Origin of the sequence: Hyphomicrobium sp. (assembly GCF_047600905.1) — a bacterium.
Lineage (GTDB): Bacteria > Pseudomonadota > Alphaproteobacteria > Rhizobiales > Hyphomicrobiaceae > Hyphomicrobium_B.
Genome location: NZ_JASGKD010000001.1, coordinates 3,863,313 through 3,885,355, shown reverse-complemented (window position 1 = coordinate 3,885,355; position 22,043 = coordinate 3,863,313). Strand labels below are relative to the sequence as shown.

The window sequence follows — 22,043 nt, the reverse complement described above, 5'->3', positions numbered from 1 at the left end:
CTTCCGAGCGTGCCATGCTGCTAGATAATATTTCGCTGCTGCTGCAGAAGATCTTCGAGATCTACAAGGAGCAACTGCCGATCATCTTCGGATTGGCCTGTCTGTTCGCTGTTATGTCGATCTTCAAGAGCCACGCTTCAGATCCGAACAAGGTCTGGTGGCGCAGCCGTGGGCTCGCGACCGACATCGCCTACGCCCTCATTCATGGCATCGCCGCGCCCTACTTCAAGCTGCCGGCGCTCGTTCTGGCCTACGCGCTGTTATCCAGCACCGTCATGACGCAAGACGAGGTCGCTGCCTTCTTCCGCAACGGCGGAGGCCCGCTGCACGTGCTGCCGTTCTGGGGCCAGGTCATCGTTCAGCTCCTCGTCGCTGATTTGTTCCTCTACTGGCTTCATCGCATTTTCCACGGCAACACACTGTGGCGTTACCACGCCGTCCATCATTCGTCGGAAGATCTGGATTGGATGTCGGCCTATCGCTCGCATCCGATCAACGTCATCATGCAGCCGGCGCTGGTCTCGATCATCATGCTGACGCTCGGCATCTCGCCGGCAGTCATGGCCTTTCTGCTGCCGTTCGACATCATTACGGCCGCCTGGGTCCACTCGAACCTCAACTGGACGCTCGGCCCGCTGAAGTACGTGATCGCCACGCCCGTCTTCCATCGCTGGCATCACACGCTGCCCGACGAAGGCGGCAACTCGAACTTCGCGCCGACGTTCTCGTTCTGGGATTATATCTTCGGAACCTTCTACATGCCCGAAGGCAAAATTCCGCAGGACTTCGGCTGCGACGACCCCCACCTGCCGGAGGGCTACTTCAAACAGCTCCTCTATCCGTTCCGCCCGAAGGGCAACGCCGCGCCGTCCATCGAGCCTGCCGAGTAAAAAGATGCTGCACGGCCAAGGCATCGTCGCGTTCGCACACCAGCACATGCGGGCCGGACTGCGCATCCTCGCCGTCGCCATCCTCGCCGTCGTCATTCCGACCCAGTTGATGCCGGCGCCGCTTCCCGAAGGCGTCGAAATCGAGAACATGACGTGGGTCGATGTCCACAACGCCATTGCCGCGGGCTATACGACCGTTATCGTTCCGACCGGCGGTCTCGAGCAGAACGGACCGCATATGATCATCGGCAAGCACGACTATATCGTGCGCCGCGCCGCCTCCGAGATTGCCAAGGATGTCGGTCACATTCTTGTCGCTCCCGTCCTGGCGTTCGTGCCCGAAGGCAATTACGACCCGCCGACTGGACACATGCAGTTCCCCGGCACCATCGGCCTTCCGGAGCCCGTTTTCGCCAATGTATTGGAAGGCATCGCACGAAGCCTGAAGGCTTCCGGCTTCAAGACGATCTGCTTCATCGGCGATCATGGCCAGAGCCAACCGGCGCAAGCTGACGTTGCGAAAAAGCTTTCCGCCGAATGGGTGAAGGACGGCGTACGCGTCGCCCAGATCGACGGCTATTACGACGACCGCGCGCAGATCGCCAGACTGATGAAGCAGGGTTTGACGTCCGCTCAGATCGGCCAGCACGCTAGTATCATCGATACCTCCGAGATGATGTCCGTCAATCCCGATGGCGTCGATCTCAGCCGCTACCGGTCGATGACCTTCGGAATGGGGCAGAACGGAGCGACCGCCGACCCGCGAGCCGCCAACGCGAAGCTCGGGGGCGAATTGCTGGCTCTCCGCGTCGCCGCCGCGGTCGCACAGATCAAGTCGCTTCTCGCGACCGAATAACCCCCCTCTCCCATATTTTGATGTGCATCAGCCGGACAGCAAAAGGCCCCGGCCAGTAAAAGCCGGGGCCGACGCAACACCAAGCAAATCCCTCTCCGGCGCTTGGACCTTATTTCTTGAGGTCCAGGTAACTGATGACGGCGGGGCCGAGAATGACGACGAAAAGCACCGGCAGGAAGAACACGATCATCGGCACCGTAAGCTTCGGCGGCAGGGCCGCGGCTTTACGTTCCGCTTCTGATTGCCGGATCTCGCGATTTTCCTTCGCCATCGTACGAAGCGCCGTTCCGACCGGCGTACCGTAGCGCTCGGCCTGCGCCAGCGCCGTCGTCACCGCCTTGACGCCCGGCAGGCCGGTTCGCTTCGCAAGATTGTCATAAGCCTGCCTGCGATCCTGCAGATAGGAAAGCTCGGCCGTGGTCAGCGACATTTCCTCGGCGAGTTCGATCGACTGCCCGACGATCTCCTTGCCGACTTTCGCAAACCCGGCTTCGACCGACATGCCCGATTGCACACAGATCAACAGCATGTCGAGCGCATCCGGCCAAGCCTGCTTGATCGCCATCTGCCGCTTCTGCACGCGGTTGGAGATGAACATGTTCGGCACATAGAAACCGAGGAATCCGGCGGCGAACGCAATGCCGACGTTGACCAATGGCGGATAGCCGCTGTCGTAAAGGAAGAACAGATAGAACAGCGCGAAGAAGAAGATGATGATCGGCGCCGCGACGCGGAAGAACAGGAAGGCGACGATGTTGGCCTGTCCGCGCAGACCGGCCCGTTTGAGGTTTTCGCGCAGCTCTTCGTTGTCGAACCGGTCGCGTAGATTGAGCTTGTCGACGACCCGTTGCATGAAGCCTTTGGGCGTCTGGCGCAGGCGGCTCCCAGTCGGTTGCTGACGCTCTTTCGTCGTCATTTCCTGAAGTCGAGCCGACCGCATCTTGCTGCGTTCGATCGCCATCTCGCGCATGCGCCGGTTCATCTGGTCGCGTTGCAGCATCGGCAGCGCGACGGTCAGAACCGTCGCAAAAACGCAGATCGCAGCGAGCGCTGTCGCCATGAACTGCGGATTCATGATGGTATCGATGAATATCGTCATCCGAGTGCTGCCGTAACCGCCTGAACGAGAAAAATCCTAGAACTTGAAATTGATCATCTTCCGCATGATGAGAACGCCCGTCAGCATCCACACCGCACCGAAAGCAACCATGAAATGCCCCATCGTCGTGGTGAAAAGCGGAAGGATGTATTCGGGCGTCGAGAGATAGACCATCATCATGACGCCCGGCGGCAACGACGCAAGAACGAGAGCCGATGCTTTCGCTTCCGCCGACAGCGCCTTGACCTTCAGCGCCAGCGCCTGCCGCTCACGCAGCACGCCCGCAAGATTCGACAGCGCTTCCGACAGGTTGCCGCCCGCCTGCTGCTGAATACCGATGACGATCGTCAGAAAGCGCACTTCGGGCAACGGCAGCCTGTCGCACATGCGATCAAGTCCGTCCGCCAGCGAAACGCCAAGCTTCTGCTGCTCGACAAGTTCCATGAATTCGCTGCCGAGCGGATCGGGACTTTCCCGAGCGATGACCTGCAAGCATTCGTTGAGCGGCAGGCCCGACTTGATACCGCGAACAATAACGTCGATGGCATTCGCGAGCTGCGACAGAAACTTGTTTTGCCGCCGGACGGTCATCTTGTTGAGGATCCAGCGCGGGAGTCCGAAACCGCCAACGAACGCCGCGACGACGGCGGCCGCCGGCGGTAGGTTCAGGATGAACATCGCGGTCGCCGCCATCAAAACACCGAGCAACCCGCTCATGACGTAAAAGTCCCGCGGCTTTCTCTTTGAGCCGGCGCGAAGCAGCCGAAGGCTCATCGTGATTTTCTTTTTCGCCTTCTCTCGGACCTCGATTTCCTTGAGCGTTTCGGCGACCGACTTCTTTCGGCTGCTCTGAATTTCCGCGACGGCCGACCCTTTCCGCGCCGTTCGCCCGACGGTTACGCTTTCGAGCCGCTTCTCTTTTCGGTCGTCTGCGAAATACGGATAGATAAGCGCGAACACCACACCGGCGAACGCCAGAGCCGCTAGCAGCGGCGCGACGAACGTCGGAAGATTGAGATCAGCCATTGTGATCTCCCAGCGGATTGCCGACGTCGTCCATCACTTCCGATTGCACCAGCGCGTTGGCAAGGCGTTCCGTCTCATTATAATACTCTGCGCGCTCCCAGAAACGCGGCCGGACGATGCCGGTCGAACGATGCCGCCCGACAATCTTTCCGTGCGCATCCTCACCGGTAATTTCATAGACGATCAGATTTTGCAGGGTGATCGTCTCTTCTTCCATCCCGAGCACTTCGGTGATGTGCGTGATCTTGCGCGAACCGTCTCGTAGACGGGAGGCCTGGATGATGACATCGACCGATCCGCACACCATTTCGCGAATGGTCTTGATCGGCAGCGCATAGCCGCCCTGCATGATCATCGATTCAAGACGGCTCAAGGCTTCACGCGGGCTATTGGCGTGCAGCGTTCCCATCGACCCGTCGTGACCGGTATTCATGGCCTGAAGCAGATCGAAGGCTTCAGGTCCGCGCACTTCGCCGACGATGATCCGCTCGGGCCGCATACGAAGGCAGTTCTTGATGAGATCGCGCATTCTGATCTCGCCTTCGCCTTCAAGGTTGGGCGGCCGCGTTTCAAGCCGGACGACATGCGGCTGCTGAAGCTGAAGTTCGGCCGAGTCTTCGCATGTGATGATGCGTTCATCGTGATCGATCGAACCAGTCAGGCAGTTGAGCAACGTCGTCTTGCCGGAACCCGTGCCACCCGAGATGATCGCGTTGCAGCGGACCCGGCCGATGATCTCGAGGATCGTCTTCGCCTGCTGCGTGATCGATCCGAATTGAACGAGCTGCTCGAGCCGCAGGCGGTCCTTTTTGAATTTTCGAATGGTGAGCGCCGGCCCGTCAATCGCCAGCGGCGGCGCGATGACGTTGACGCGCGACCCGTCCGGCAAGCGAGCGTCGCAGATCGGACTCGATTCATCGACGCGGCGGCCGACCTGGCTGACGATCCGCTGGCAGATGTTCATCAGCTGCTGATTGTCGGCGAAACGGACGTTGGTCTTTTGAACCTTGCCCCCGACTTCGATGAACGTTGTGGCGGCACCATTGACCATGATGTCGGCGATGTCGTCGCGCGCCAGCAACGGTTCCAGCGGACCGTATCCCAGCACGTCGTTACAGATGTCCTCGAGCAGTTCTTCCTGCTCGGAGATCGACATAACGACGTTCTTGATTTGAATGATTTCGCTGACGATGTCGCGGATTTCTTCACGCGCCGTGATGCTATCGAGCTTCGAGAGCTGCGTCAGGTCGATGGTGTCGATCAGCGCGTTGAAGACCGTCGTCTTGACGTCATAATATTCCTCCGAATGCCGCCGCTGCGGTTCCGGAGCGGGTTCAGACTTCTTCGGAGCTGGTGTTGGCGGAGGCGCTGCCGCTCGCGGTGCCGCGGGGGCACGACCTTCCGCTGCGGCAGGAGCCGGCGTCGGTTCGGCAGGACGCGGCGCAGCGCGTTTGTCTGTCTGTGGCTCGTTCGAGCGCCTTCCGAACATCGACTAATATCCTCAACGCTTGAGCTTGAGCTTCTCCAGGATCGGCGCCAGGGCCGAGAGCGCCGAATTCTGTTTTTCGGTCTTGGATTCTTTACGCCGCGTTAGCTTCATCGCGATTTCGTGAAACTTCTCGACGCCTTTGGCCTTGGCGTTAAGCTCTTCCAGCATCTGACCGTGGTTCGCGGCCTGGCTGAACGTCTCGCTGTCGAAATCGATGACCGCCAGAACCTTCGAGTCGAGCGCCTGCTCGAATTCGCGGACGCTGATTTCCTGGCGCTTCGGCACGTTAGCCATGTTGAGCACCAGATGCGGCCGTTGATCGTTCTTCCGCGAGGTCTTCAAGAGATCGATGATATTCTTCGCGTTTCGGAGGTTGGCGAGATCCGGAACGGCGGTAATGACGATTTCGTCGGCCTGCAGCAGAAGCCGCTTCGTCCATTGCGACCAGCTGTGCGGCAGATCGATCGCGACGAACGGCACGTTCTGGCGCGCCACGTCGATCACGCTTTCGCAGGCATCCGCCGAGAAATCGAAATCGCGATCCAGGACCACGGGCGCCGCGAAAATCGACAGCCGCTCGGAGCATTTGGTCAGCAACCGGTCAAGCAGCTGATCGTCGAGCCGTTCCGGCGCCGACAGAGCCTCGACGATGCCTTGCACCGGGTCTTGGTTAAAATCGAGCCCCGTGGTGCCGAACGCCAGATCCATGTCGGCAATCGTGACGTTCGTTTGCAGCAGCTCCGACATCGTCCAGGCCACGTTGTGGCAGACCGTCGATGACCCGACGCCGCCCTTGGCGCCGACGAACGCGTAGACATGCCCGACGGGATCGGTCTCGGGATTGTTGTAAAGGTTGGAGATGCTTTCCATCAGCTCCAGGGCGTCGGTCGGCGCAACGAGATATTCGCCGACGCCACGCTTCAGGAGTTCGCGGTAGAGCATGACGTCGTTCTGTCGGCCGATCACGATGACCTTCGTGCCCGGATCGCAGCTTTCCGCCAGCTGATCGAGATCGGCGAGCAACTGCGGACCTTTGTTGGCGCTGTCAACGATGATCAGATTGGGCGTCGGGCTTTCGAGATAGTGCGCGATTGCGGCCGCGATTCCGCCCATATGAATGCTGACGTGAGCTTTGGCCAGCCGGCGATCCTGGGCGGCGTGATGAAGCGCGTCAGCGACGTTCTGATCGTCGCAAAAAGCCTGGATCGAGATGCGCGGAATGGGCCGTGCGCGATCGCTCGGATGCGCATTCTGAGCCTGCTCGGACTCGAACATCGGCTCTTCGGCAGCATGGGTTTGGGCAAGTTTCGACATGACGTCTCCGAAGGATCACTGGCTGTCGACAACATTCTTGATCGTCTGGGTCTCGCTAGTCGCTCCCAACGGCTCACCATTCACGTATTTTTTGTACATGTCGTCGCGGCGGTTGGCATCACGTGGCGTCATCGTCCGCGGACCGAGGAGATCGGCTGGATTGGCGACCTGCACCGCCAAGTTGCGTTGGCCGGCACAGCCGAAATTCGGATAAGGCGTATTCTGATACGTCCGGGCGAGATTTTCCGACCAGTCCTGCCCGCAGTTGGGCGCCTCGGCCACATAGCGCATGTAGGAGAGACGCAACGGAGCGTCGCGACCGGAAGCCTGATAGGCCTCGACCGCAAGCGTCGTCTCGGAATAGCCGGTGCTCAACAGAAGCTTGCGCGCTTCGTCGGCGGCCTGCATCGAGGACCCTTCGTTTGCCGATCCGCTCGGCGCCGAAATCACGATTCGGCTGTTGCCAGCATCCGAAGCGTTGCTGCGGCTTGCGAATTCAAGCACGCGCGCCCGCTGAGAGGGCGTCAGCCCGTCGGAGTTGGGTGAAATCCGCAGGTTGAGCGTCGCCGGCTGCTGCGAAACCAGGATCGGATGGCGCTGCTCCGGATCGACGAGCGTCCAGCCCGCGACCTGCGGCCCCGTCGGATCGGACTTGCATCCGCCGCTCACAATCGAAAGCAGGGCGATCGCGACGGCCTTCGCGAGAGCTGTCCTATGAGTCCGAGGACCGTCGGCATTCGTGCTGTTCATCTGCATGACGCGTCTTGCCCCGATTATTCGACAATGAAGCCGTAGTCACCCTTGAGACCGCCGGAAGGCATCGCTTCGCCCTTGCCGTAGATCCGGTTCAGATGACCGAGAAAATCCGCCTTGAGATCGGTAGCCGGCGCTAGTCCGTCGGCGGGCGTTGCCAGTTGCTGACGTGACGTCGGCTGCACGACGTACGGCGTCACGATCACGACCAGCTCCGATTCCTGGTTCTGGAAATCGCGGCTGCGGAACAGCGTGCCGAGGATCGGAATGTCCTTCGCGCCAGGAAGCCCGTCGATGTTCTGCTGCGTCTTGGTGCTGAGCAAGCCCGCAAGTGCCAGCGATCCGCCCGACGGCAGCTCGACGACTGTTTTCGCCTGCCGCGTATCGAACACCGGATTGTTGGCGATGAAGCTCGCAATGTCGCTGACGCTGGTATCGATCTTCAAGCTGATGCGGCCCTCTGAAAGAACCACCGGCGTGAAGGACAGCTGCACACCAAATTTCTTGAAGGCGACGGAGCTGACGCCGGTCTGCGTGTCGACGCCCGTCACATAAGGAACCTCGCCGCCCGCCAGAAACTCCGCAGGCTCACCGGAAATCGCCGTCAGGTTGGGCTCGGCGAGCGTACGGATCAAACCATCGCGCTCGAGCGCACGGATGGCGGTCTGCACGCGATTGCTGCCGCTGCCGAACTGAGAGGTGACGCCGCTATTCTGGAACGTACCGTCGGCGCCCGAGTTGACCGTGCAAAGCGCACCGACCGTGCAACCCGTCGACGCCGACGTTCCTATACCGATTGAGGGCAGCGCGCCGAGTCCCTGCGCCACGGTGATCGGAAACGAGTTCTCCGTCAAAAGCTGCGTCGCGAAGTTACCCGACTGCACCATGGCGCCGACGTTGACGCCCATCTGCTTCAGGAGCGTGCGATTGACTTCCGCGACCGTGACCTTGAGCATCACCTGCTCTTCGGCCTCGACCGACAGCATGTTGATCACAGGATCTTTGACCTGATTGGTCTGACTCTGTCCGAGAGCGACACCTTCTTTGACGCTAATCGAATAGGTCGAAAGTTGTTGAGAAATGAACTGCCGCGAGATATCGCCGGCGCGGGTTGAATCGATCGGGCTCTTGACGGTTCCCGTCAGGATCACCGTCTGATTGAGCATCTCGACCTTGATCGACGAACCCGTGATGATGCGGTTGAGAAGCGCTTCCAATCCCGCCGTTTCGCGCTCGACGTAAAGTTCGACCGTGGCGAACTGATTGCCCGACGTGTCGAAGAAGAAGGCGTTGGCTTCGCCCATGTCTTGCGCGAGCAGGAACACCCGGTTCGAGCTCAGAACGACCGCATCGATGACTTTGGGGTTGGAAACCATCACGTCACGCACATCGCGCGGAAATTCGAGCAGCACCGATTTGCCCATGCCGATCTTGATGCTCTTTTTGATCGGGCCGCCGGTGTCCTGGATGCGGATGAAAGACTGATGGTCGCCCGGGTCGGAGTCGTCGCCATACACCTGATCGACTGCGCGACGCACCTGCGGCGAAGCGGCATAGACGCTCGAAAGTGTCAGCGCCACGCCGACAAGCAGCGCGACGGCGCGCACTACGGCGCGCCAAGAAATATCTGAAACGGTGCGCATGAGTTTAAAGACCTTATGACGACCACTGACTTTTTGATTACTCAGTTCACGCCATACACACGCGACTTTGCCCCATAACGCACGAGACGAACGGAATTCTCTTTCGGCTTGTTCAGGCTAATTCCGTTGCGTCCGGAATCGGTGTTCAAATCGGCCACGCTGCGCAAAGTAAGGGTGATGTCCCCCATCACGTTGGCAAGTGCCATCATCTCGGCCTGGCGCGGCGTCAATTCCAACGTCGCGGTGGATGCCGAGGTATCTGCCGATTTCTTGCCCTCCTTGGTTTCGATCTGCTGGCCGATCGCCAGGACGCGAACGTTGCGGAACAGCGTGTCGGAGACGTTCTGTTCCTCGCCGTTGCGATCACGCAATCTGCGGATCAGAATGACGTCGACATGATCGTTCGGGAGGATCAGCGCACCCGCCGCCGTTTCGGCGCGGATCTTCGTCGATATCGCGCGCATTCCCTGCGGCAGCACGGCTGCGAGAACGCCGCCGTCACCCGGCTTGATCAGTTTCTGCTTTGTGATGGGTTCGCCCGAAAGCATCGGGAAGCGGGCGACTGAGCCGGCCAGCTGCTTCAGCATCTCCGAGCCGCTGGACGATTTGGTGATGTAATCGGGCGTCACCGCGCTCACGGGCCAGACGATCCAACGAAAGCTTCCTTCGTTGACGATGTCTCCGACAGGAATGTTCGTTCCCGCGACCAGCACCTCGGTGCTGTCGATCTGCTTCTCGACGGTAATCGGCGCCGGCGGCTGCAACAGCGCGCCTGCCACATAATAGGCCAGTCCCGCGGCAACGAGTGCCACAGAAAATCCGATTAGCTGAGCCCGCTTCATCAGCCCCTCAAGTCCGCTTAAGACGCAAACGCGATTCCTCAGCACGGACGATGCCGCCCAAACGTCAATTTGAGGTTAATTATCGTTACGGTTTGGATCGGTGGCGGGAAAACGTTGTAGAGACCGTTATCGAAACGTAAACGAAACGGTCCTGAGCAGGCCTCTTCGAAGCACCGCTTTCGAGCGCAAAAAGTTCTCAGGATACCAGGGAAAGAAAAAGCGACGTCGACGGAAAAACCGCGAGCCCCGCCGCCGCAATCGCGATTCCGTAGGGAATAGGCCCCTTTTCTGTATGCAGTCTGTTGGCCCAATGCGGCGTAGCCACGACGGCCGCGGGCACCCATTTGCGATAGGCAAGAATGGCAACCGACAGCAAGCCCCCGAAAATCGTTATCAGCACCAGATAATCAAAGATGTGTTCGGCGCCGATCCACAGCGCGCCGGCCGCGACCAGCTTGGCATCCCCGCCTCCGAGAAGATTGAAGGCAAAAAGCGCGAATGTAACGGCGAGAACAGCGATGCCGATCGCTATATTCGTGCCGAAGACCTCGAGCGGCATCCGGGAAAGCAGCGCCACGACTGCAAATCCCGCCAGCAGCGCCAGCGGTATGCGATTGGGAATTTTCATTGTGAAAAGGTCGTTGGCGGCCGCAAAGGCCATCGCCACCGGAAAAACCAACAACACGTATGACGCAATCGAAGTCATCAGCCGCAACCCACCGCCGCGCAACAGTCAGCGAAAATTTGCATCAACGAGGTAAAAACCCGCCTAACGCCGGCGCGTTGGCAGCGTCCTCATTTAACGGCGGTTGTGAGCGTGGTCCCGACACTATTGAAAGTGCCCTGGATAGAGCCCGAGATATGAGTCAGGCTGGCAACGATGCAAATGCTGACGATACCGGCGATCAACGCATATTCGATCGACGTTGCACCGCTCTCATCACCGAGGAAGTCCCGAAGTTTTTCCAGTTTCATCGCAGCACCACCCAATTTGCCCGAACCGCACCCACCGCTGGCGCCCGGATAAGTACGTATCCGCAACGCATAAAAACTGGCGGTGCCACCGGAGAATCAGCGCGCCGTTCCTTTGACGAAAAGCGCCTTACAAAAAAATTGCGCCCGAGATGTCCCGGGCGCAACCGACATGCCTCTCAAAGAGACAGTGATTACTTCGTTGCGCCGCTGAGCTGCGTATTGACAGCATTGAACGTCGACTGCAGGCCGCCGCTGACGTTCTTCAGGGCAGCAATGATGCCGACGGCGACGATAGCGGCGATGAGGCCGTATTCGATAGCCGTTGCACCGGACTCGTCCTTCACGAAACGCGAAAACATGGTCATTCGTACTCTCCCAAACTAAACTTCAAGTCGTTGTCCGATCCTCGTTCCCGTAGGGTCTTTGCCCGCGTTGGAACTTCCGGGACAATAACCCCCAAACATTAAAAGCGAGTAAAACGGCGAAACGTCGCCATAAACATGTATTAAAGCGGAATTATCCATCATTAATCACACAGATATGGTAGTTTATAATTCGATAAAGCCGGGACTAGCATAATTAATATTGTAAAAATATGCGTAGCATGCCGCGACGCGGTCTAGTAATACGGTAGATATACTTCAAATCTAAAAATCTATTCTAGAAATGATCGATAGCAATGGGCCACCGGCGCGCTTATCATGCCTATTCATCCGCACACAGATGGTGAATCGACTTGTGGCGTCGGCCCGAGCATTTGCCGAACCACCGATCGATACAGACAACTTTATCTATTGCCGTGGCTCGCTCTGTTCAAAGTCAGGCGGCGAACGAACGGCCGTTTGCTTCGTCCTGAAACGGACGTTTGCACATCCTTCACCATTTTCTGAGGTAATGCCGACAATTGCCACGGAATCGGATTGCGACACATGCCGACGCGCGCTCAGACCTCAGCACTCTCCGACCAATTGATGAGAGCCATTGTCCTGGGCATCGCCCTCGCGCTCCCGGTTGCGCACGCAACGGCCGCCGATCTGATTGTCCGATACGATCAATCGCAACTGCTGCGGCTGCCGCGGCCCGCGTCCGAGATCATCGTTGGCAATCCGTCGATCGCCGACGTCGCTCTTCAGGATGGCAACCTTCTGGTGGTCACCGGCAAAACCTTCGGCATCACCAATATCATCGCCTTGGATTCCGAGCATAACGTCATCCAGGACCAGCGCGTCATGGTCGAGCGCGACGATAGCCGCGTCGTCAACCTTCACAAAGGCACCCAGCGCTATACTTATGCCTGCACGCCGAACTGCGAACCGACGCTGACCATCGGCGATGAAAAGGACTTCTTCAACAACGTAAAGACTGCCAACACCGATAAAACAAAATTCTCTGCAAGCACATCGGACCAGGGCATATCGTCCAACAACGCCCAATAGCGCTTTCGAATCCGGACACCGCTTAAGACTTTTTCAACCGATAGATAAAGAAATACGTTTCGATAAATACGCTCTTAATCGTCGCCATTATAACTCTGCCTATAATTTAGTGAGAGTGCGCGGAGCCATTTTTCCATGGCCATGGCGATAGCGGCCCGACGGTGGCCGGCATTGAAATTTACAAGCTTTCGCCGCTTCGGTCGCGACGACCGAGGCGCAGCGATGCTCGAATTCGCCTTCGTCGTCACGCCGTTTTTGATGTTCATCTTCGGCTTCGTTGGCTGCGCGCTATACTTTTTCGTTGCGAACTCGCTCGAAAACGGCATGGACCAGACCAGCCGCCTCATACGCACGGGCGAGGCGATTACAGACAATATGACCGTCGACCAATTCAAGCAGAAGGTGTGTTCCGGCGCCGGCACGTGGGTCGATTGCAACAAGCTGCAGATCTGGGCCCAGCATTGGAGCGACTGGTCTGATCCTACATTGGCTCCGCACCAATGCGTCGATTCCAACAACGCTGTGATCCATAACAACGCCTCCGGTACGGATCCGATCGCGACTTATTCTGGCGGCGCCAGCGACGTCGTGATCGTGACGCTCTGCTACCAGTGGGATTTTGCAAACAAAATTCCCTACCTCCACTTGGGCAATATGCAGAACGGCTCGATGATGATGCAGACATCGACAGCGTTCCGAACCGAACCCTATCCCGGTGCGAGCAGCTGAGATGACGATATTTCGCAAGATCGCCGCAGCTGGTCGGCTTCGCACCTTTCGCAACGATGTAAAGGGCGTCGCCGCAATCGAGTTCGCATTGCTCGCGCCGCTCCTGATGATGCTGACGTTTGGAACGATCGAACTCACGCACGCCCTGATCGTTCACAAGCGGTTCCAGCGGGCAGCCTCGATGGTAGGCGATCTCGTAACGCGCGAAAAGCAGCTCTGGCCGGAAGACAAAGATACCTCGACCGTCACGACCGCCGATGCCAAGGCGACGATGGCGGGCATCATGGCATCCGTCGTTCACGTCATGCAGCCATACTCGACATCGACGTTGACGCTGCGCGTCTACCAGGTGTGGGCAAATCTGACCGATCCCACGCAAACGAAGATCGAGTGGTCCTATCAGTATCCGACCCAGGCTACTGTGGGATGCGGCACCCAGAAGACGGTCGATTCAGGTGTCCTCGTGGGCAACGGCCGTGCGGTCTTCATCGAAGCTCAATATCAATTTACGCCGCTGTTGAAGAACCTTCTCCCGGCCATCATCGGCAATTCGACCTGGTCCGACACGATGGTGATGACGCCGCGTGACGTTCCCTCGGTCATGTATTTGCCGGGCCTGAACAACAGCAATACGTGGGACAGCCCCTCGACAGCCGCTTGTCAGTGACGTCTTTCCTGTCGCCCGTTCGCAAAAATAACGAAAACGTGTTCAGCGAACGCTGAGCACCGCATTTCAAATCCCCGTCCCGATAAAAATTTAAGCCCAGCTCAGCGATTTACCCGCTGATGGCAATCTGCTGACAGGAAGCAAAACATGTTTTTGTTTCCTTGAAATTGTCATCGGGATACCAAACTCAGAGTTCAATATTTCCTTGTGCTGTTAAACACGTGAGTTAAAGTCGAACTGCACAAGTTAATGAACACCGTTTGGAGAAGACAAAAAACTATGGGACGGAGATCCGTTCACTCGCCGGAAGAATTGAGACAGCTTATTCTCGACGCGTCTCAGACCATTGTCGAACGCAATGGAATTACAGGCCTTTCTGCTCGCGAAATCGCGCGCATGATTGGTTATTCGCCCGGAACGCTTTATAACATCTTCGAAAATCTCGACGATGTTCTGCTGACACTTCAGGTCCAGCTGATGGGCCGCACTGTCGAGCATCTGAAACGCGTCCCGCTGGGCGACGACGGCGAAAAGAACATCGAAGATCTGGCCTATGCCTTCGTCGACTTCGCGCTCGTCAACCGGCGGATGTGGAACCTGTTCCTCGCCCATAGCCTCCCGGCGGGCAAAACAGTCCCGGCCCCTTTCTTTGACTACACGACGAGCCTCATCGACCTCACCAAGGGCGCGCTCGTCCAAGTTGCTCCGGACCTACCCCGCGAGAACCTCGACATGACCGCACGTGCGCTATGGGCCGGTCTCAACGGCATTACCGCGCTCGCCGCCACCGAAAAGGGCGTCTACATCACCCCGGCAACGGCACAGTCCTATGCCAAGGAACTGACGTCCACGTTCCTCAAGGGCTTGCGCTGCCGCTCTGCGCACCACCGGTAGCGGTGCCCGGCGTCTCCGCCGGACGCTCGGAAGAATGAGATGACGTCACTGCGGCAGGCTCCCCGGCCTGCCCCGCTTCCGCGGCCGGCGCCCCGGCAGCAGGTGCAGCCAGCGATTTTTCACCAGCACCGCCGTTGACGATCGAGCCCGTCGTCATCCCTTCGTTGGCTTCCCGCTTATGAAATGCAAAGCGAGGCGTCGCGACGAGACCGAACCACTTGTCCGTCGGCAGCAGGCGCTGCTGCAATCCCGACCACATGCTGTGGGAGCTTAATCCCTCTACGAACGTCGTCGTCTGCGGTGCAAGCAAGATGGCGCCGACGGTGGCCGCCGCCATTCCCAAGGACGCGTAGACGTGCCGCCGATCGAAGAGCTTCAGCGCCGTACCGAACGACGACTTGATCCGCGTATCCATGACGTCGACCGAATAGATCTCATCGAGCGTCAGGTGCGTAATGTAGCCCGCGAACATGAACGCGGCCGCAAGCCACGACACGCCATCAGGCCTGCCGAGCAGATGGCGAAAGACGATCGCGGTGGCCACCGAGCAGAAAACTGCCGCCAGGATCGAGTGCCAGATGCCACGATGGACGGAAAGCCGGTGAAAGATCGTATGCAGCCCATACCGCACCAACAGCAGCGTACCGAGCCAGAGCAGCCAGAGTTCCGCGATCGAAAACTCCGTCGCCGCGTTGAACAGCACGGCAAATGACGCGAAAATGGCAAGACCCGCGAACATCGCGCGGCTCGGCCGGGAATCTTTAAGATCGATGTCGGGAAGCACGGATCCCAGCGCTCCAGCGAGCGTCACCGCCACCAGGTTCTGCGGCGCGACCACGTCGGCAGCGAGCGTCAGCGTCGCCAGCGCGCCAGAAACGACTGTGCCGATCGCGATGTGGGTTGTGAAATTTGCCATGGCGCGCTCCAAGCCGCGTTCCGGCAGTTCTGCCGCGAACAGGGGCTGTCCGTTTCCGATGCGACTAATGGAGCACCAGATTCGCATTGGTCCCGCGAGATGCCTGGCCGACCGTCATGTGGATAAGCCAGCGCTCCGCTTTGATTTCGGTACCCCAGCCTTCAGGGCACGGGGCTCGGTAGCGCCGCGCCGCCGAATATGCCACTAGGGCACTCTATTCAGGGACCCGTCGCCGACATGGCTACCAGCACGACCTCGACCACCGACAAAATTGTCAAAGTTGCAGCGGCAAATATCGCTGTGGCTCTGGTTGTCGTGCTGCTCAAATACATCGCCTATCTCGTTTCCGGCTCCGTTGCGCTTTTCTCCGACGCTCTCGAAAGCATCGTCAACGTCATCACGGCCATGACGGCCTATTTCGCCATCTGGATGAGCGCGAAGCCACCCGATTCCGATCACCAGTTCGGACATTCGAAAGCGGAATTTCTAGCCGCAATGTTCGAAGGCGCAATGATCGCCGTCGCCGCCGTCCTTATCATGATCAAGGCCTATCAGGGCCTTGTCGGAGGCGTCACGCTTGAGCATTCCACGCTCGGCCTTACGATCAACAGCGCCGCAACCGCCATCAATGCAGGTTGGGCTTGGGTAATGATCAAGTTCGGGACCGACTGGCGCTCTCCCGCGCTCGTCGCCGATGGCCATCATCTCGTCACCGACGTCATCACCTCCGTCGGCGTCATCATCGGCCTCACCCTCGCGGTCTGGACCGGATGGCACATTCTCGATCCGCTGATCGCCGCCGTCGTCGCGGTCAACATTCTCACCATGGGATATCGCATCGCGACTGAATCGATGTCCCGTCTGATGGATGAGGCCGCGAGCCCCGAGATTGAAGCCCGCATCCGCGGCGCCATCGAAGCCAACGGCATCGGTGCGCTGCAAGCGCACGACATTCGCACCCGTCAGGCGGGCCGCGCGTTGTTCATCGAATTCCATCTCGTCGTGCCGGGCTCGATGACGGTCGATGAAGCCCATGCCATTTGCGACAGGCTCGAAAATTCCATCGAGCACAGCCTGGAAGGCTCCGAAGTCGTGATCCACGTCGAGCCCGAATACAAAGCCAAGCCCGAAGACTCCGGCGCCGTCCCGCTTTAGCTTTACCCGGGCGCAAAAACATACACTTCGTCATCCCGGCGCAGGCCGGGATCCAGTCAAATCTCGAAAATTGAGATGCATCGGCATGCCTGGGTGCCGACCTTCGTCGGCCTGACGGAGCGATTGCTCTTAAACCACCCGCTCGGCCCAGAGGTCGTATTCGTCGCCTTCGATGACCTTGCCTCGTACGATGTCGCCAGGCTTGACCTCGCGCTCGCCGTTGAGAAAAACGTTTCCGTCGATCTCGGGAGCATCCCACTTCGAACGGCCGATGGCGCCGTCTTCGTCCACTTCATCGATGATGATGTCGATCGTCGAGCCGATCTTGCCGCGAAGAAGCTCGCCGCTAACCTCTTTCTGGGCGGCCATGAAGCGGTGCCAGCGTTCCTCCTTCACCTCTTCCGGCACAGCGCCGTCGATCGCGTTCGCCTTCGCTCCGTCCACCGCTTCATACTTGAAGCAGCCGGCGCGACTGATCTTGGCTTCCTTCAGCCAGCCGAGCAGCAATTCAAAATCTTCTTCCGTCTCGCCCGGAAAGCCGACGATGAACGTCGAGCGGATTGCGAGGTCGGGACAAACATCGCGCCAACGCCGGATGCGCTCTGCCGTCTTCTCCTGCGATGCCGGCCGCCGCATCGCTTTCAGCACCGCCGGAGAGGCATGCTGAAACGGAATGTCGAGGTACGGCAAAATCTTCCCCTCGGCCATCAGCGGAATGACGTCATCGACGTGCGGATAAGGATAGACGTAGTGCATCCTGACCCACGCACCGAGATCGCCCAGCGCCCGCGACAGATCGAGAAAGCGCGCCTTGAGCTGGCCGCCCTTCCACGCGCTTTCGGCATACTTGAGATCGAGGCCGTAGGCGCTCGTATCCTGGCTGATGACCAGCAGTTCTTTCACGCCCGCGCCGACGAGCCGCTCCGCTTCCGTCATCACATGGTTCGCCGGCCGGCTCGCAAGATCGCCGCGCAGCGATGGGATAATGCAGAAGGTGCAGCGATTGTTGCAGCCTTCGGAAATCTTCAGATAGGCGTAATGGCGCGGCGTCAGCCGCAAACCTTCCGGCGGCACCAGATCGACGTAGGGGTCGTGCAGCGGCGGCACTGCATCGTGAACCGCTTCGACCACCTGCTCGTATTGATGCGGTCCTGTCACTGCCAGAACGCCGGGATGTGCTTCCCTTATGCGCCCCTCTTCGACGCCGAAGCACCCGGTCACGATCACACGGCCGTTGCCGTTCATCGCTTCGCCGATGGCATCGAGACTTTCCTGCTTGGCGGAATCGAGAAAGCCGCAGGTATTCACCACCACCACGTCGGCGCCCGAATACTCCGCCGCGATCTGATAGCCTTCCGACCGCAGCTTGGTAATGATCCGCTCGCTGTCGACCAGCGCTTTCGGGCAGCCCAGCGACACGAAGCCGACTTTGGGCGTGCGTGATGGCTCGCCGCCCGCACCGTGCGCCAGCCGCCGTACCTTCGCGCTTGCCTTCGCCTTGATCTTGACCGAGGGTCTCGCCATCTTCGGGCTTCTAGCGTTCGGTCCTCCGAAGCGCAATCGCGACACTGTGGCAACGAGTTGAAGATACGTCCGTGACCGATACCCAAACATCCGAAACGCCAGCGAAATTGGGCTTCCCCCCGGTAACCGATCCGAGGTCGGCAGCACGGGCGTGGCTCGAAGCCGGCCGGCCCGTCGCCATCGCCACCGTCATCGACACGTGGGGTTCGGCGCCCGTCCGCGCCGGCGGCCAGATGGCGATCGCCGACATCGAGGAATTTCAAGGATCGGTCTCCGGCGGATGCGTCGAAGCCGACGTCATTGCCGCGGGGCTCGACGTCATCGAAACGGGAAAACCGGAAACCTTGAGCTTCGGCATCGCAGATGAGACCGCGTGGCGAGCGGGCCTAGCTTGCGGCGGCAAGATCCGCGTCCACGTCACGAAGCTTGAGCCGCAAACCGGCCTCGCCTTCATCCGGCAATTGGACGACGCCGCAGCCAAGCGCAAACCGATTGTTGTAACCACCCGCCTCGCCGACGGTGCCCGCGAGATTCACGACGGCATGACATCGACGGACCCCGTCATCGCCGAAGCCATTCGCCGCGCCCACAGCGGCGTCGACAAATCCGGCGAGACGTTCGTCCATGCCCTGACGCCGCCGCCGCGCATCATCATTGTCGGCGCGACCCACATCGGCCAGCATCTGGCAACGATGGCAAGCGCCTCCGGCTACGACGTGAAGGTGATCGATCCGCGCACGGCCTTCGCCAACCCGACACGCTTTGAGGCTTCGCAGCTCATCATGGGCTGGCCCGAGGAATGCTTCAAGAAACTCACCGCCGATCCGTTCTCGGCGGTCGTGACGCTGACCCACGTCGATCAGATCGACGACGAAGCACTCACCATCGCTCTGAAATCGCCGTGCCGGTATATCGGCTCGCTCGGCTCCCGGAAAACCCACGCTAAGCGCGTCGATCGTTTGAAGAAAGCAGGCTTCACCGACGCCGACATCGCCCGCATCCACGCCCCGGTCGGTCTCGATATCGAAGCCGAAACGCCGGGCGAAATCGCCACTTCGATCCTCGCCCAGATCATCGCCGCGTTCCGCAAGGCACCTGCCGCGTGACCGTCGCCGCCATCATCCTTGCAGCCGGACAATCGTCTCGCTTCGAGGATGGCCATAAACTTCTCGCCGCAATCGATGGCATCCCGATCGTTCGCCGCGTCTGCTCGGCACTCGCCGCTTCAAATGTCGGAGAAACAATACTGGTGACGGCCGACCGTGACGGCGCTGTCGCAGCAGCAGCGGGTGCGGGACGCTGGCGCATCGTCGGAAACCCTGATGCGCGCGACGGTCTTTCAACGTCACTACGCGTCGGCCTCGAAAACATTGGCCGGGATGTTGATGGCGCCCTCATCGCGCTCGGCGACATGCCGGGCATTACGACCGGGCTGGCGAACGAATTGCTTGCCGCGTTCGACAGTCACCGCTCCGCGATCGTCTTTCCGCTCGCAAGCAACGGCCGGCGCGGTCATCCGGTCATCTGGCCCAAACATCTCTTCGCTACCCTAGCGGCGATGCGTGGAGACAGCGGCGGCAAATCTCTGCTCGCCGAGCACAAAGAACTCTGGCTGCCCGTACCATGCGATGACGAAGGCGCCTTCGCCGACATCGACACCCGTGACGATCTCCAGGCTTTCACCGACGATCAGGCAATGCGCCGCAAGTGATTGTCGAACGCCACATCTTGAAGCTCGCGCTCCGAGATCGTGCTTGCCCGCGCAGTCTCGTAGCGGATGACACCAAAACCCGACGACGCCGCGAAATCCTGCGTCCCTTCCGGCGCCAAACCACACACGTCCTTGAGATCACTCTGGCCAATGACGGTCGCCGTCGACGTATCGACGTAGAGCACATGCCCGGCCTTCGGCGCGCTCGCCGCGATGATCCGCCCGTCCTCGCTCACGGCCATGGCGCCGATATAGCCTTTGAGATTGCCGCCCTTGGCCTGCGGCTCGATCAGCTTCGCTGCGCGGTCCAAGCCGGCGCTGCCGACAATCTGCGGCGGCGTCTCGCTCGGGCTGCCTTCCCATTGCCCGCCGAACCAGACGACGCCGGCGGCATCCTGCGTAACGTGGCGGATCGAAAGCGACTGCAATTCACCCTTCATCTCATGCTTTGCGAGCAGTTTGCCGCTCTCCGCATCGACGAACGCCAGCGACGGCTGCATCGAGTCGACGTTGAGGTTTTCGCGACCGGCTTCCGGAGTCGTATCGAGACCGCCGTTGCCCGCAACGATCGTCTTGCCGTCTGCAAGCAGCATGATCTCGTGCGGCCCCATGCCGAACGTCGAGTGCTCGCCGATCTTTTTGAAGTTGCGCGCGATATCGTAGACGCCGATCACGCCCATGCCGCTCGCGATGTCGTTTTCCGACGCATAAAGCAGCCGCCCGTCCGCCGAAAACGAGCCGTGACCGAAGTAATGCCGTCCCTCGCCCGGTGTGAAGACTTGCGGCGCGCTCTTCTTTCCAAGTTCAAACGAAACCGCGAACACGCCAGGACGACGGGCAAAAACCACGACTCGCCCCGATGTGCGGTGCACCGCCAGGTCGTGGCCGCGTGCCGAAAGCGGTACCTCGCGCACGATCGTTCCATCCGCCCGCAGCAGCAGCACGGCGAACGAACCGCTGCCGAGGCGCGCCGCGGTCACGTAGGCGACCTCGTTCTCGGCCGCCACGGCGAATGGACTTTTCATCGATGCAGAGCCGACGAACGCCAGCGTGCCGAGCAGCATCGACCTGCGGTCAGTCACCATCGAGTTCATTGAATCCTACCGTCAGTTGGGCCGAGACCGACAGCCTGTTGGCCACCATGTTGCGCAGACCGTTGGTGCGATCGAAAACCTCGCGCAGCGTCGGAGCATCGTCGCGCTTCGCGTTCGGCGAACGGCCGCCAACGCCGTCGCTCGCCTCGATCGTGCGCCACGTTCCGAGCACCCAATCCTTCATCCAGAGTCTGTCGGGCGGCAGCCAGCTTTCGAGGTCGAGGACGTCGTAGAATTGATGCAGCGACGCGACGCTTGTTGCGTAGAACACTTTCTGCAATCCCGACTTATCATAAGGCGGCGCCAGGCGGACCTTGCTGTCGATCTGCGGCTTCACCTGCAGATCCGCCGTCAATCCGAGACCCACGATCAAGGCTTTCACCACCTCGACCGCCGCCTCGCTCTCATTCTTGTATGTGTCGTTTTGCGGACCGGGATGAAGCATCTTGTCGGCCCAACCGTCCGGCTTTTCCCATTCGTCCGCGACTTCGGCCGTGAGGCGCACGATGTTGGCGGCGATCGCGCCGGCGACGATGCAACGATAGTGCGCAGCATCATCCGGCCCGAGTGGCACATCCTTATCGTGCATCAGCGCTTCGAGCGCCGGAAGTCCCTGTACCGCGGCGCTTTGCTTTCCGATCGCACCCGGATTGGCGATGCCCTCATCTTTGCTGAGCAGCAGCAGACGCATCTGGCGCGAAACGAAGCCGCGCGGATCGGGCCAGAACGAAATCTGCTCGCGCCGGCCTTTTTCGAGCATCGGGCCGAAGCGCAGAAAATCGACGCCCGCATAGGCGATGACGACTTTCTCGAAACGATCCTCAAGAGCCCTCTTCGCCTCCGCAGAGCCGGTCTTGCACACTTCAGCGACCGCATCCGGCAAAGGCTTGGCTGCCGCTTTCAAGGCGTCGATGTGCGGGACGATGTACTGTTCGATGGCGGCCTTCACCATGCCCGCATGGCTCAAGGGCTCCGGCGGAAGATCGGCTGCGACTGCATTGACCGAGAGCGCAAGGAACGCAAGAACCAT

Annotated in this window: 23 protein-coding genes; 9 read left to right on the top strand and 14 right to left on the bottom strand. The window is 59.8% G+C overall.

Annotated elements, in window-relative coordinates:
• The first annotated feature begins 14 nt into the window (after positions 1-14).
• Entirely contained in the window at positions 15-890 is an 876-nt protein-coding gene (locus QM780_RS18590) for a sterol desaturase family protein (RefSeq protein WP_415071911.1), read from the top strand.
• A 4-nt stretch (positions 891-894) separates the two neighbouring features.
• On the top strand, positions 895-1,746 hold the full coding sequence (locus tag QM780_RS18585; protein WP_415071910.1) for a creatininase family protein: 852 nt from the start codon (positions 895-897) through the stop codon (positions 1,744-1,746).
• A gap of 109 nt (positions 1,747-1,855) precedes the next feature.
• Here the strand turns inward: QM780_RS18585 and QM780_RS18580 are convergent, their stop codons facing one another.
• The 10 genes from QM780_RS18580 to QM780_RS18535 form a co-directional block, all read right to left on the bottom strand.
• The gene (locus tag QM780_RS18580; protein WP_415071909.1) at positions 1,856-2,845 is read right to left on the bottom strand and encodes a type II secretion system F family protein; all 990 of its coding nucleotides are present in this window, start codon (positions 2,843-2,845) and stop codon (positions 1,856-1,858) included.
• Positions 2,846-2,881: 36 nt separating this feature from the next.
• Positions 2,882-3,871 (bottom strand): type II secretion system F family protein, encoded by a 990-nt coding sequence (locus QM780_RS18575; RefSeq protein WP_415071908.1) that lies wholly within the window; start codon positions 3,869-3,871, stop codon positions 2,882-2,884.
• Positions 3,864-5,360 (bottom strand): CpaF family protein, encoded by a 1,497-nt coding sequence (locus QM780_RS18570; protein ID WP_415071907.1) that lies wholly within the window; start codon positions 5,358-5,360, stop codon positions 3,864-3,866. The genes QM780_RS18575 and QM780_RS18570 overlap by 8 nt, the downstream gene beginning before the upstream one ends.
• Positions 5,361-5,372: 12 nt before the next feature.
• Positions 5,373-6,674 (bottom strand): AAA family ATPase, encoded by a 1,302-nt coding sequence (locus QM780_RS18565; RefSeq protein ID WP_415071906.1) that lies wholly within the window; start codon positions 6,672-6,674, stop codon positions 5,373-5,375.
• Positions 6,675-6,689: 15 nt separating this feature from the next.
• Positions 6,690-7,430 (bottom strand): CpaD family pilus assembly protein, encoded by a 741-nt coding sequence (locus tag QM780_RS18560; protein ID WP_415071905.1) that lies wholly within the window; start codon positions 7,428-7,430, stop codon positions 6,690-6,692.
• Positions 7,431-7,447: 17 nt separating this feature from the next.
• Positions 7,448-9,070, bottom strand: a complete 1,623-nt coding sequence (locus QM780_RS18555; RefSeq protein WP_415071904.1) for a type II and III secretion system protein family protein — start codon at positions 9,068-9,070, stop codon at positions 7,448-7,450.
• A gap of 41 nt (positions 9,071-9,111) precedes the next feature.
• Positions 9,112-9,912: a Flp pilus assembly protein CpaB gene (gene cpaB, locus QM780_RS18550; RefSeq protein WP_415071903.1), complete on the bottom strand. Its 801-nt coding sequence runs from the start codon at positions 9,910-9,912 to the stop codon at positions 9,112-9,114.
• 196 nt (positions 9,913-10,108) lie between these two features.
• Positions 10,109-10,618 carry an A24 family peptidase gene (locus tag QM780_RS18545; protein ID WP_415071902.1) on the bottom strand — a complete coding sequence of 170 codons (510 nt, stop codon included), beginning with the start codon at positions 10,616-10,618 and terminating at the stop codon, positions 10,109-10,111.
• Between the two features lie 89 nt (positions 10,619-10,707).
• Positions 10,708-10,887 carry a Flp family type IVb pilin gene (locus QM780_RS18540; protein ID WP_415071901.1) on the bottom strand — a complete coding sequence of 60 codons (180 nt, stop codon included), beginning with the start codon at positions 10,885-10,887 and terminating at the stop codon, positions 10,708-10,710.
• Positions 10,888-11,078: 191 nt separating this feature from the next.
• Entirely contained in the window at positions 11,079-11,252 is a 174-nt protein-coding gene (locus tag QM780_RS18535) for a Flp family type IVb pilin (RefSeq protein WP_415071900.1), read from the bottom strand.
• Between the two features lie 564 nt (positions 11,253-11,816).
• On the opposite strand from QM780_RS18535, the gene QM780_RS18530 reads away from it, so the two are divergent.
• The 4 genes from QM780_RS18530 to QM780_RS18515 all read left to right on the top strand — a co-directional run bounded on the left by QM780_RS18530 (position 11,817) and on the right by QM780_RS18515 (position 14,613).
• Entirely contained in the window at positions 11,817-12,323 is a 507-nt protein-coding gene (locus tag QM780_RS18530) for a pilus assembly protein N-terminal domain-containing protein (protein ID WP_415071899.1), read from the top strand.
• Between the two features lie 222 nt (positions 12,324-12,545).
• On the top strand, positions 12,546-13,052 hold the full coding sequence (locus QM780_RS18525) for a TadE/TadG family type IV pilus assembly protein (RefSeq protein ID WP_415071898.1): 507 nt from the start codon (positions 12,546-12,548) through the stop codon (positions 13,050-13,052).
• A 1-nt stretch (position 13,053) separates the two neighbouring features.
• Positions 13,054-13,719: a TadE/TadG family type IV pilus assembly protein gene (locus QM780_RS18520; protein ID WP_415071897.1), complete on the top strand. Its 666-nt coding sequence runs from the start codon at positions 13,054-13,056 to the stop codon at positions 13,717-13,719.
• A gap of 279 nt (positions 13,720-13,998) precedes the next feature.
• Positions 13,999-14,613, top strand: coding sequence for a TetR/AcrR family transcriptional regulator (locus tag QM780_RS18515; protein WP_415071896.1), 615 nt, complete (start codon positions 13,999-14,001; stop codon positions 14,611-14,613).
• Here the strand turns inward: QM780_RS18515 and QM780_RS18510 are convergent.
• Positions 14,576-15,529 (bottom strand): metal-dependent hydrolase, encoded by a 954-nt coding sequence (locus QM780_RS18510; RefSeq protein ID WP_415071895.1) that lies wholly within the window; start codon positions 15,527-15,529, stop codon positions 14,576-14,578. The two genes, QM780_RS18515 and QM780_RS18510, sit on opposite strands and share 38 nt — an antisense overlap.
• Before the next feature lie 237 nt (positions 15,530-15,766).
• Here QM780_RS18510 and QM780_RS18505 point away from each other — a divergent pair, with 237 nt between their 5' ends.
• Positions 15,767-16,684 carry a cation diffusion facilitator family transporter gene (locus QM780_RS18505; RefSeq protein WP_415071894.1) on the top strand — a complete coding sequence of 306 codons (918 nt, stop codon included), beginning with the start codon at positions 15,767-15,769 and terminating at the stop codon, positions 16,682-16,684.
• 129 nt (positions 16,685-16,813) lie between these two features.
• Here the strand turns inward: QM780_RS18505 and rimO are convergent, their stop codons facing one another.
• On the bottom strand, positions 16,814-18,208 hold the full coding sequence (gene rimO, locus QM780_RS18500; protein WP_415071893.1) for a 30S ribosomal protein S12 methylthiotransferase RimO: 1,395 nt from the start codon (positions 18,206-18,208) through the stop codon (positions 16,814-16,816).
• A gap of 71 nt (positions 18,209-18,279) precedes the next feature.
• Here rimO and QM780_RS18495 point away from each other — a divergent pair, with 71 nt between their 5' ends.
• On the top strand, positions 18,280-19,314 hold the full coding sequence (locus QM780_RS18495; protein WP_415071892.1) for an XdhC family protein: 1,035 nt from the start codon (positions 18,280-18,282) through the stop codon (positions 19,312-19,314).
• The gene (locus tag QM780_RS18490) at positions 19,311-19,919 is read left to right on the top strand and encodes a nucleotidyltransferase family protein (RefSeq protein WP_415071891.1); all 609 of its coding nucleotides are present in this window, start codon (positions 19,311-19,313) and stop codon (positions 19,917-19,919) included. Before QM780_RS18495 ends, QM780_RS18490 begins: the two co-directional genes overlap by 4 nt.
• Here the strand turns inward: QM780_RS18490 and QM780_RS18485 are convergent.
• Both QM780_RS18485 and QM780_RS18480 read right to left on the bottom strand, forming a co-directional pair.
• Positions 19,898-21,013: a DUF1513 domain-containing protein gene (locus tag QM780_RS18485; RefSeq protein WP_415071890.1), complete on the bottom strand. Its 1,116-nt coding sequence runs from the start codon at positions 21,011-21,013 to the stop codon at positions 19,898-19,900. The two genes, QM780_RS18490 and QM780_RS18485, sit on opposite strands and share 22 nt — an antisense overlap.
• A complete protein-coding gene (locus QM780_RS18480) occupies positions 20,994-22,043 on the bottom strand; it encodes an imelysin family protein (protein ID WP_415071889.1) in 1,050 nt (349 codons plus the stop codon). The genes QM780_RS18485 and QM780_RS18480 overlap by 20 nt, the downstream gene beginning before the upstream one ends.

What these genes read in the sequence shown, in the direction of transcription:
- QM780_RS18590 (WP_415071911.1), top strand. Translation starts at nt 15, where the DNA reads ATGCTGCTAGATAATATTTCGCTGCTGCTGCAGAAGATCTTCGAGATC.
- QM780_RS18585 (WP_415071910.1), top strand. Translation starts at nt 895, where the DNA reads ATGCTGCACGGCCAAGGCATCGTCGCGTTCGCACACCAGCACATGCGG.
- QM780_RS18580 (WP_415071909.1), bottom strand. Translation starts at nt 2,845, where the DNA reads ATGACGATATTCATCGATACCATCATGAATCCGCAGTTCATGGCGACA.
- QM780_RS18575 (WP_415071908.1), bottom strand. Translation starts at nt 3,871, where the DNA reads ATGGCTGATCTCAATCTTCCGACGTTCGTCGCGCCGCTGCTAGCGGCT.
- QM780_RS18570 (WP_415071907.1), bottom strand. Translation starts at nt 5,360, where the DNA reads ATGTTCGGAAGGCGCTCGAACGAGCCACAGACAGACAAACGCGCTGCG.
- QM780_RS18565 (WP_415071906.1), bottom strand. Translation starts at nt 6,674, where the DNA reads ATGTCGAAACTTGCCCAAACCCATGCTGCCGAAGAGCCGATGTTCGAG.
- QM780_RS18560 (WP_415071905.1), bottom strand. Translation starts at nt 7,430, where the DNA reads ATGCAGATGAACAGCACGAATGCCGACGGTCCTCGGACTCATAGGACA.
- QM780_RS18555 (WP_415071904.1), bottom strand. Translation starts at nt 9,070, where the DNA reads ATGCGCACCGTTTCAGATATTTCTTGGCGCGCCGTAGTGCGCGCCGTC.
- cpaB (WP_415071903.1), bottom strand. Translation starts at nt 9,912, where the DNA reads ATGAAGCGGGCTCAGCTAATCGGATTTTCTGTGGCACTCGTTGCCGCG.
- QM780_RS18545 (WP_415071902.1), bottom strand. Translation starts at nt 10,618, where the DNA reads ATGACTTCGATTGCGTCATACGTGTTGTTGGTTTTTCCGGTGGCGATG.
- QM780_RS18540 (WP_415071901.1), bottom strand. Translation starts at nt 10,887, where the DNA reads ATGAAACTGGAAAAACTTCGGGACTTCCTCGGTGATGAGAGCGGTGCA.
- QM780_RS18535 (WP_415071900.1), bottom strand. Translation starts at nt 11,252, where the DNA reads ATGACCATGTTTTCGCGTTTCGTGAAGGACGAGTCCGGTGCAACGGCT.
- QM780_RS18530 (WP_415071899.1), top strand. Translation starts at nt 11,817, where the DNA reads ATGCCGACGCGCGCTCAGACCTCAGCACTCTCCGACCAATTGATGAGA.
- QM780_RS18525 (WP_415071898.1), top strand. Translation starts at nt 12,546, where the DNA reads ATGCTCGAATTCGCCTTCGTCGTCACGCCGTTTTTGATGTTCATCTTC.
- QM780_RS18520 (WP_415071897.1), top strand. Translation starts at nt 13,054, where the DNA reads ATGACGATATTTCGCAAGATCGCCGCAGCTGGTCGGCTTCGCACCTTT.
- QM780_RS18515 (WP_415071896.1), top strand. Translation starts at nt 13,999, where the DNA reads ATGGGACGGAGATCCGTTCACTCGCCGGAAGAATTGAGACAGCTTATT.
- QM780_RS18510 (WP_415071895.1), bottom strand. Translation starts at nt 15,529, where the DNA reads ATGGCAAATTTCACAACCCACATCGCGATCGGCACAGTCGTTTCTGGC.
- QM780_RS18505 (WP_415071894.1), top strand. Translation starts at nt 15,767, where the DNA reads ATGGCTACCAGCACGACCTCGACCACCGACAAAATTGTCAAAGTTGCA.
- rimO (WP_415071893.1), bottom strand. Translation starts at nt 18,208, where the DNA reads ATGGCGAGACCCTCGGTCAAGATCAAGGCGAAGGCAAGCGCGAAGGTA.
- QM780_RS18485 (WP_415071890.1), bottom strand. Translation starts at nt 21,013, where the DNA reads ATGAACTCGATGGTGACTGACCGCAGGTCGATGCTGCTCGGCACGCTG.
- QM780_RS18480 (WP_415071889.1), bottom strand. Translation starts at nt 22,043, where the DNA reads ATGGTTCTTGCGTTCCTTGCGCTCTCGGTCAATGCAGTCGCAGCCGAT.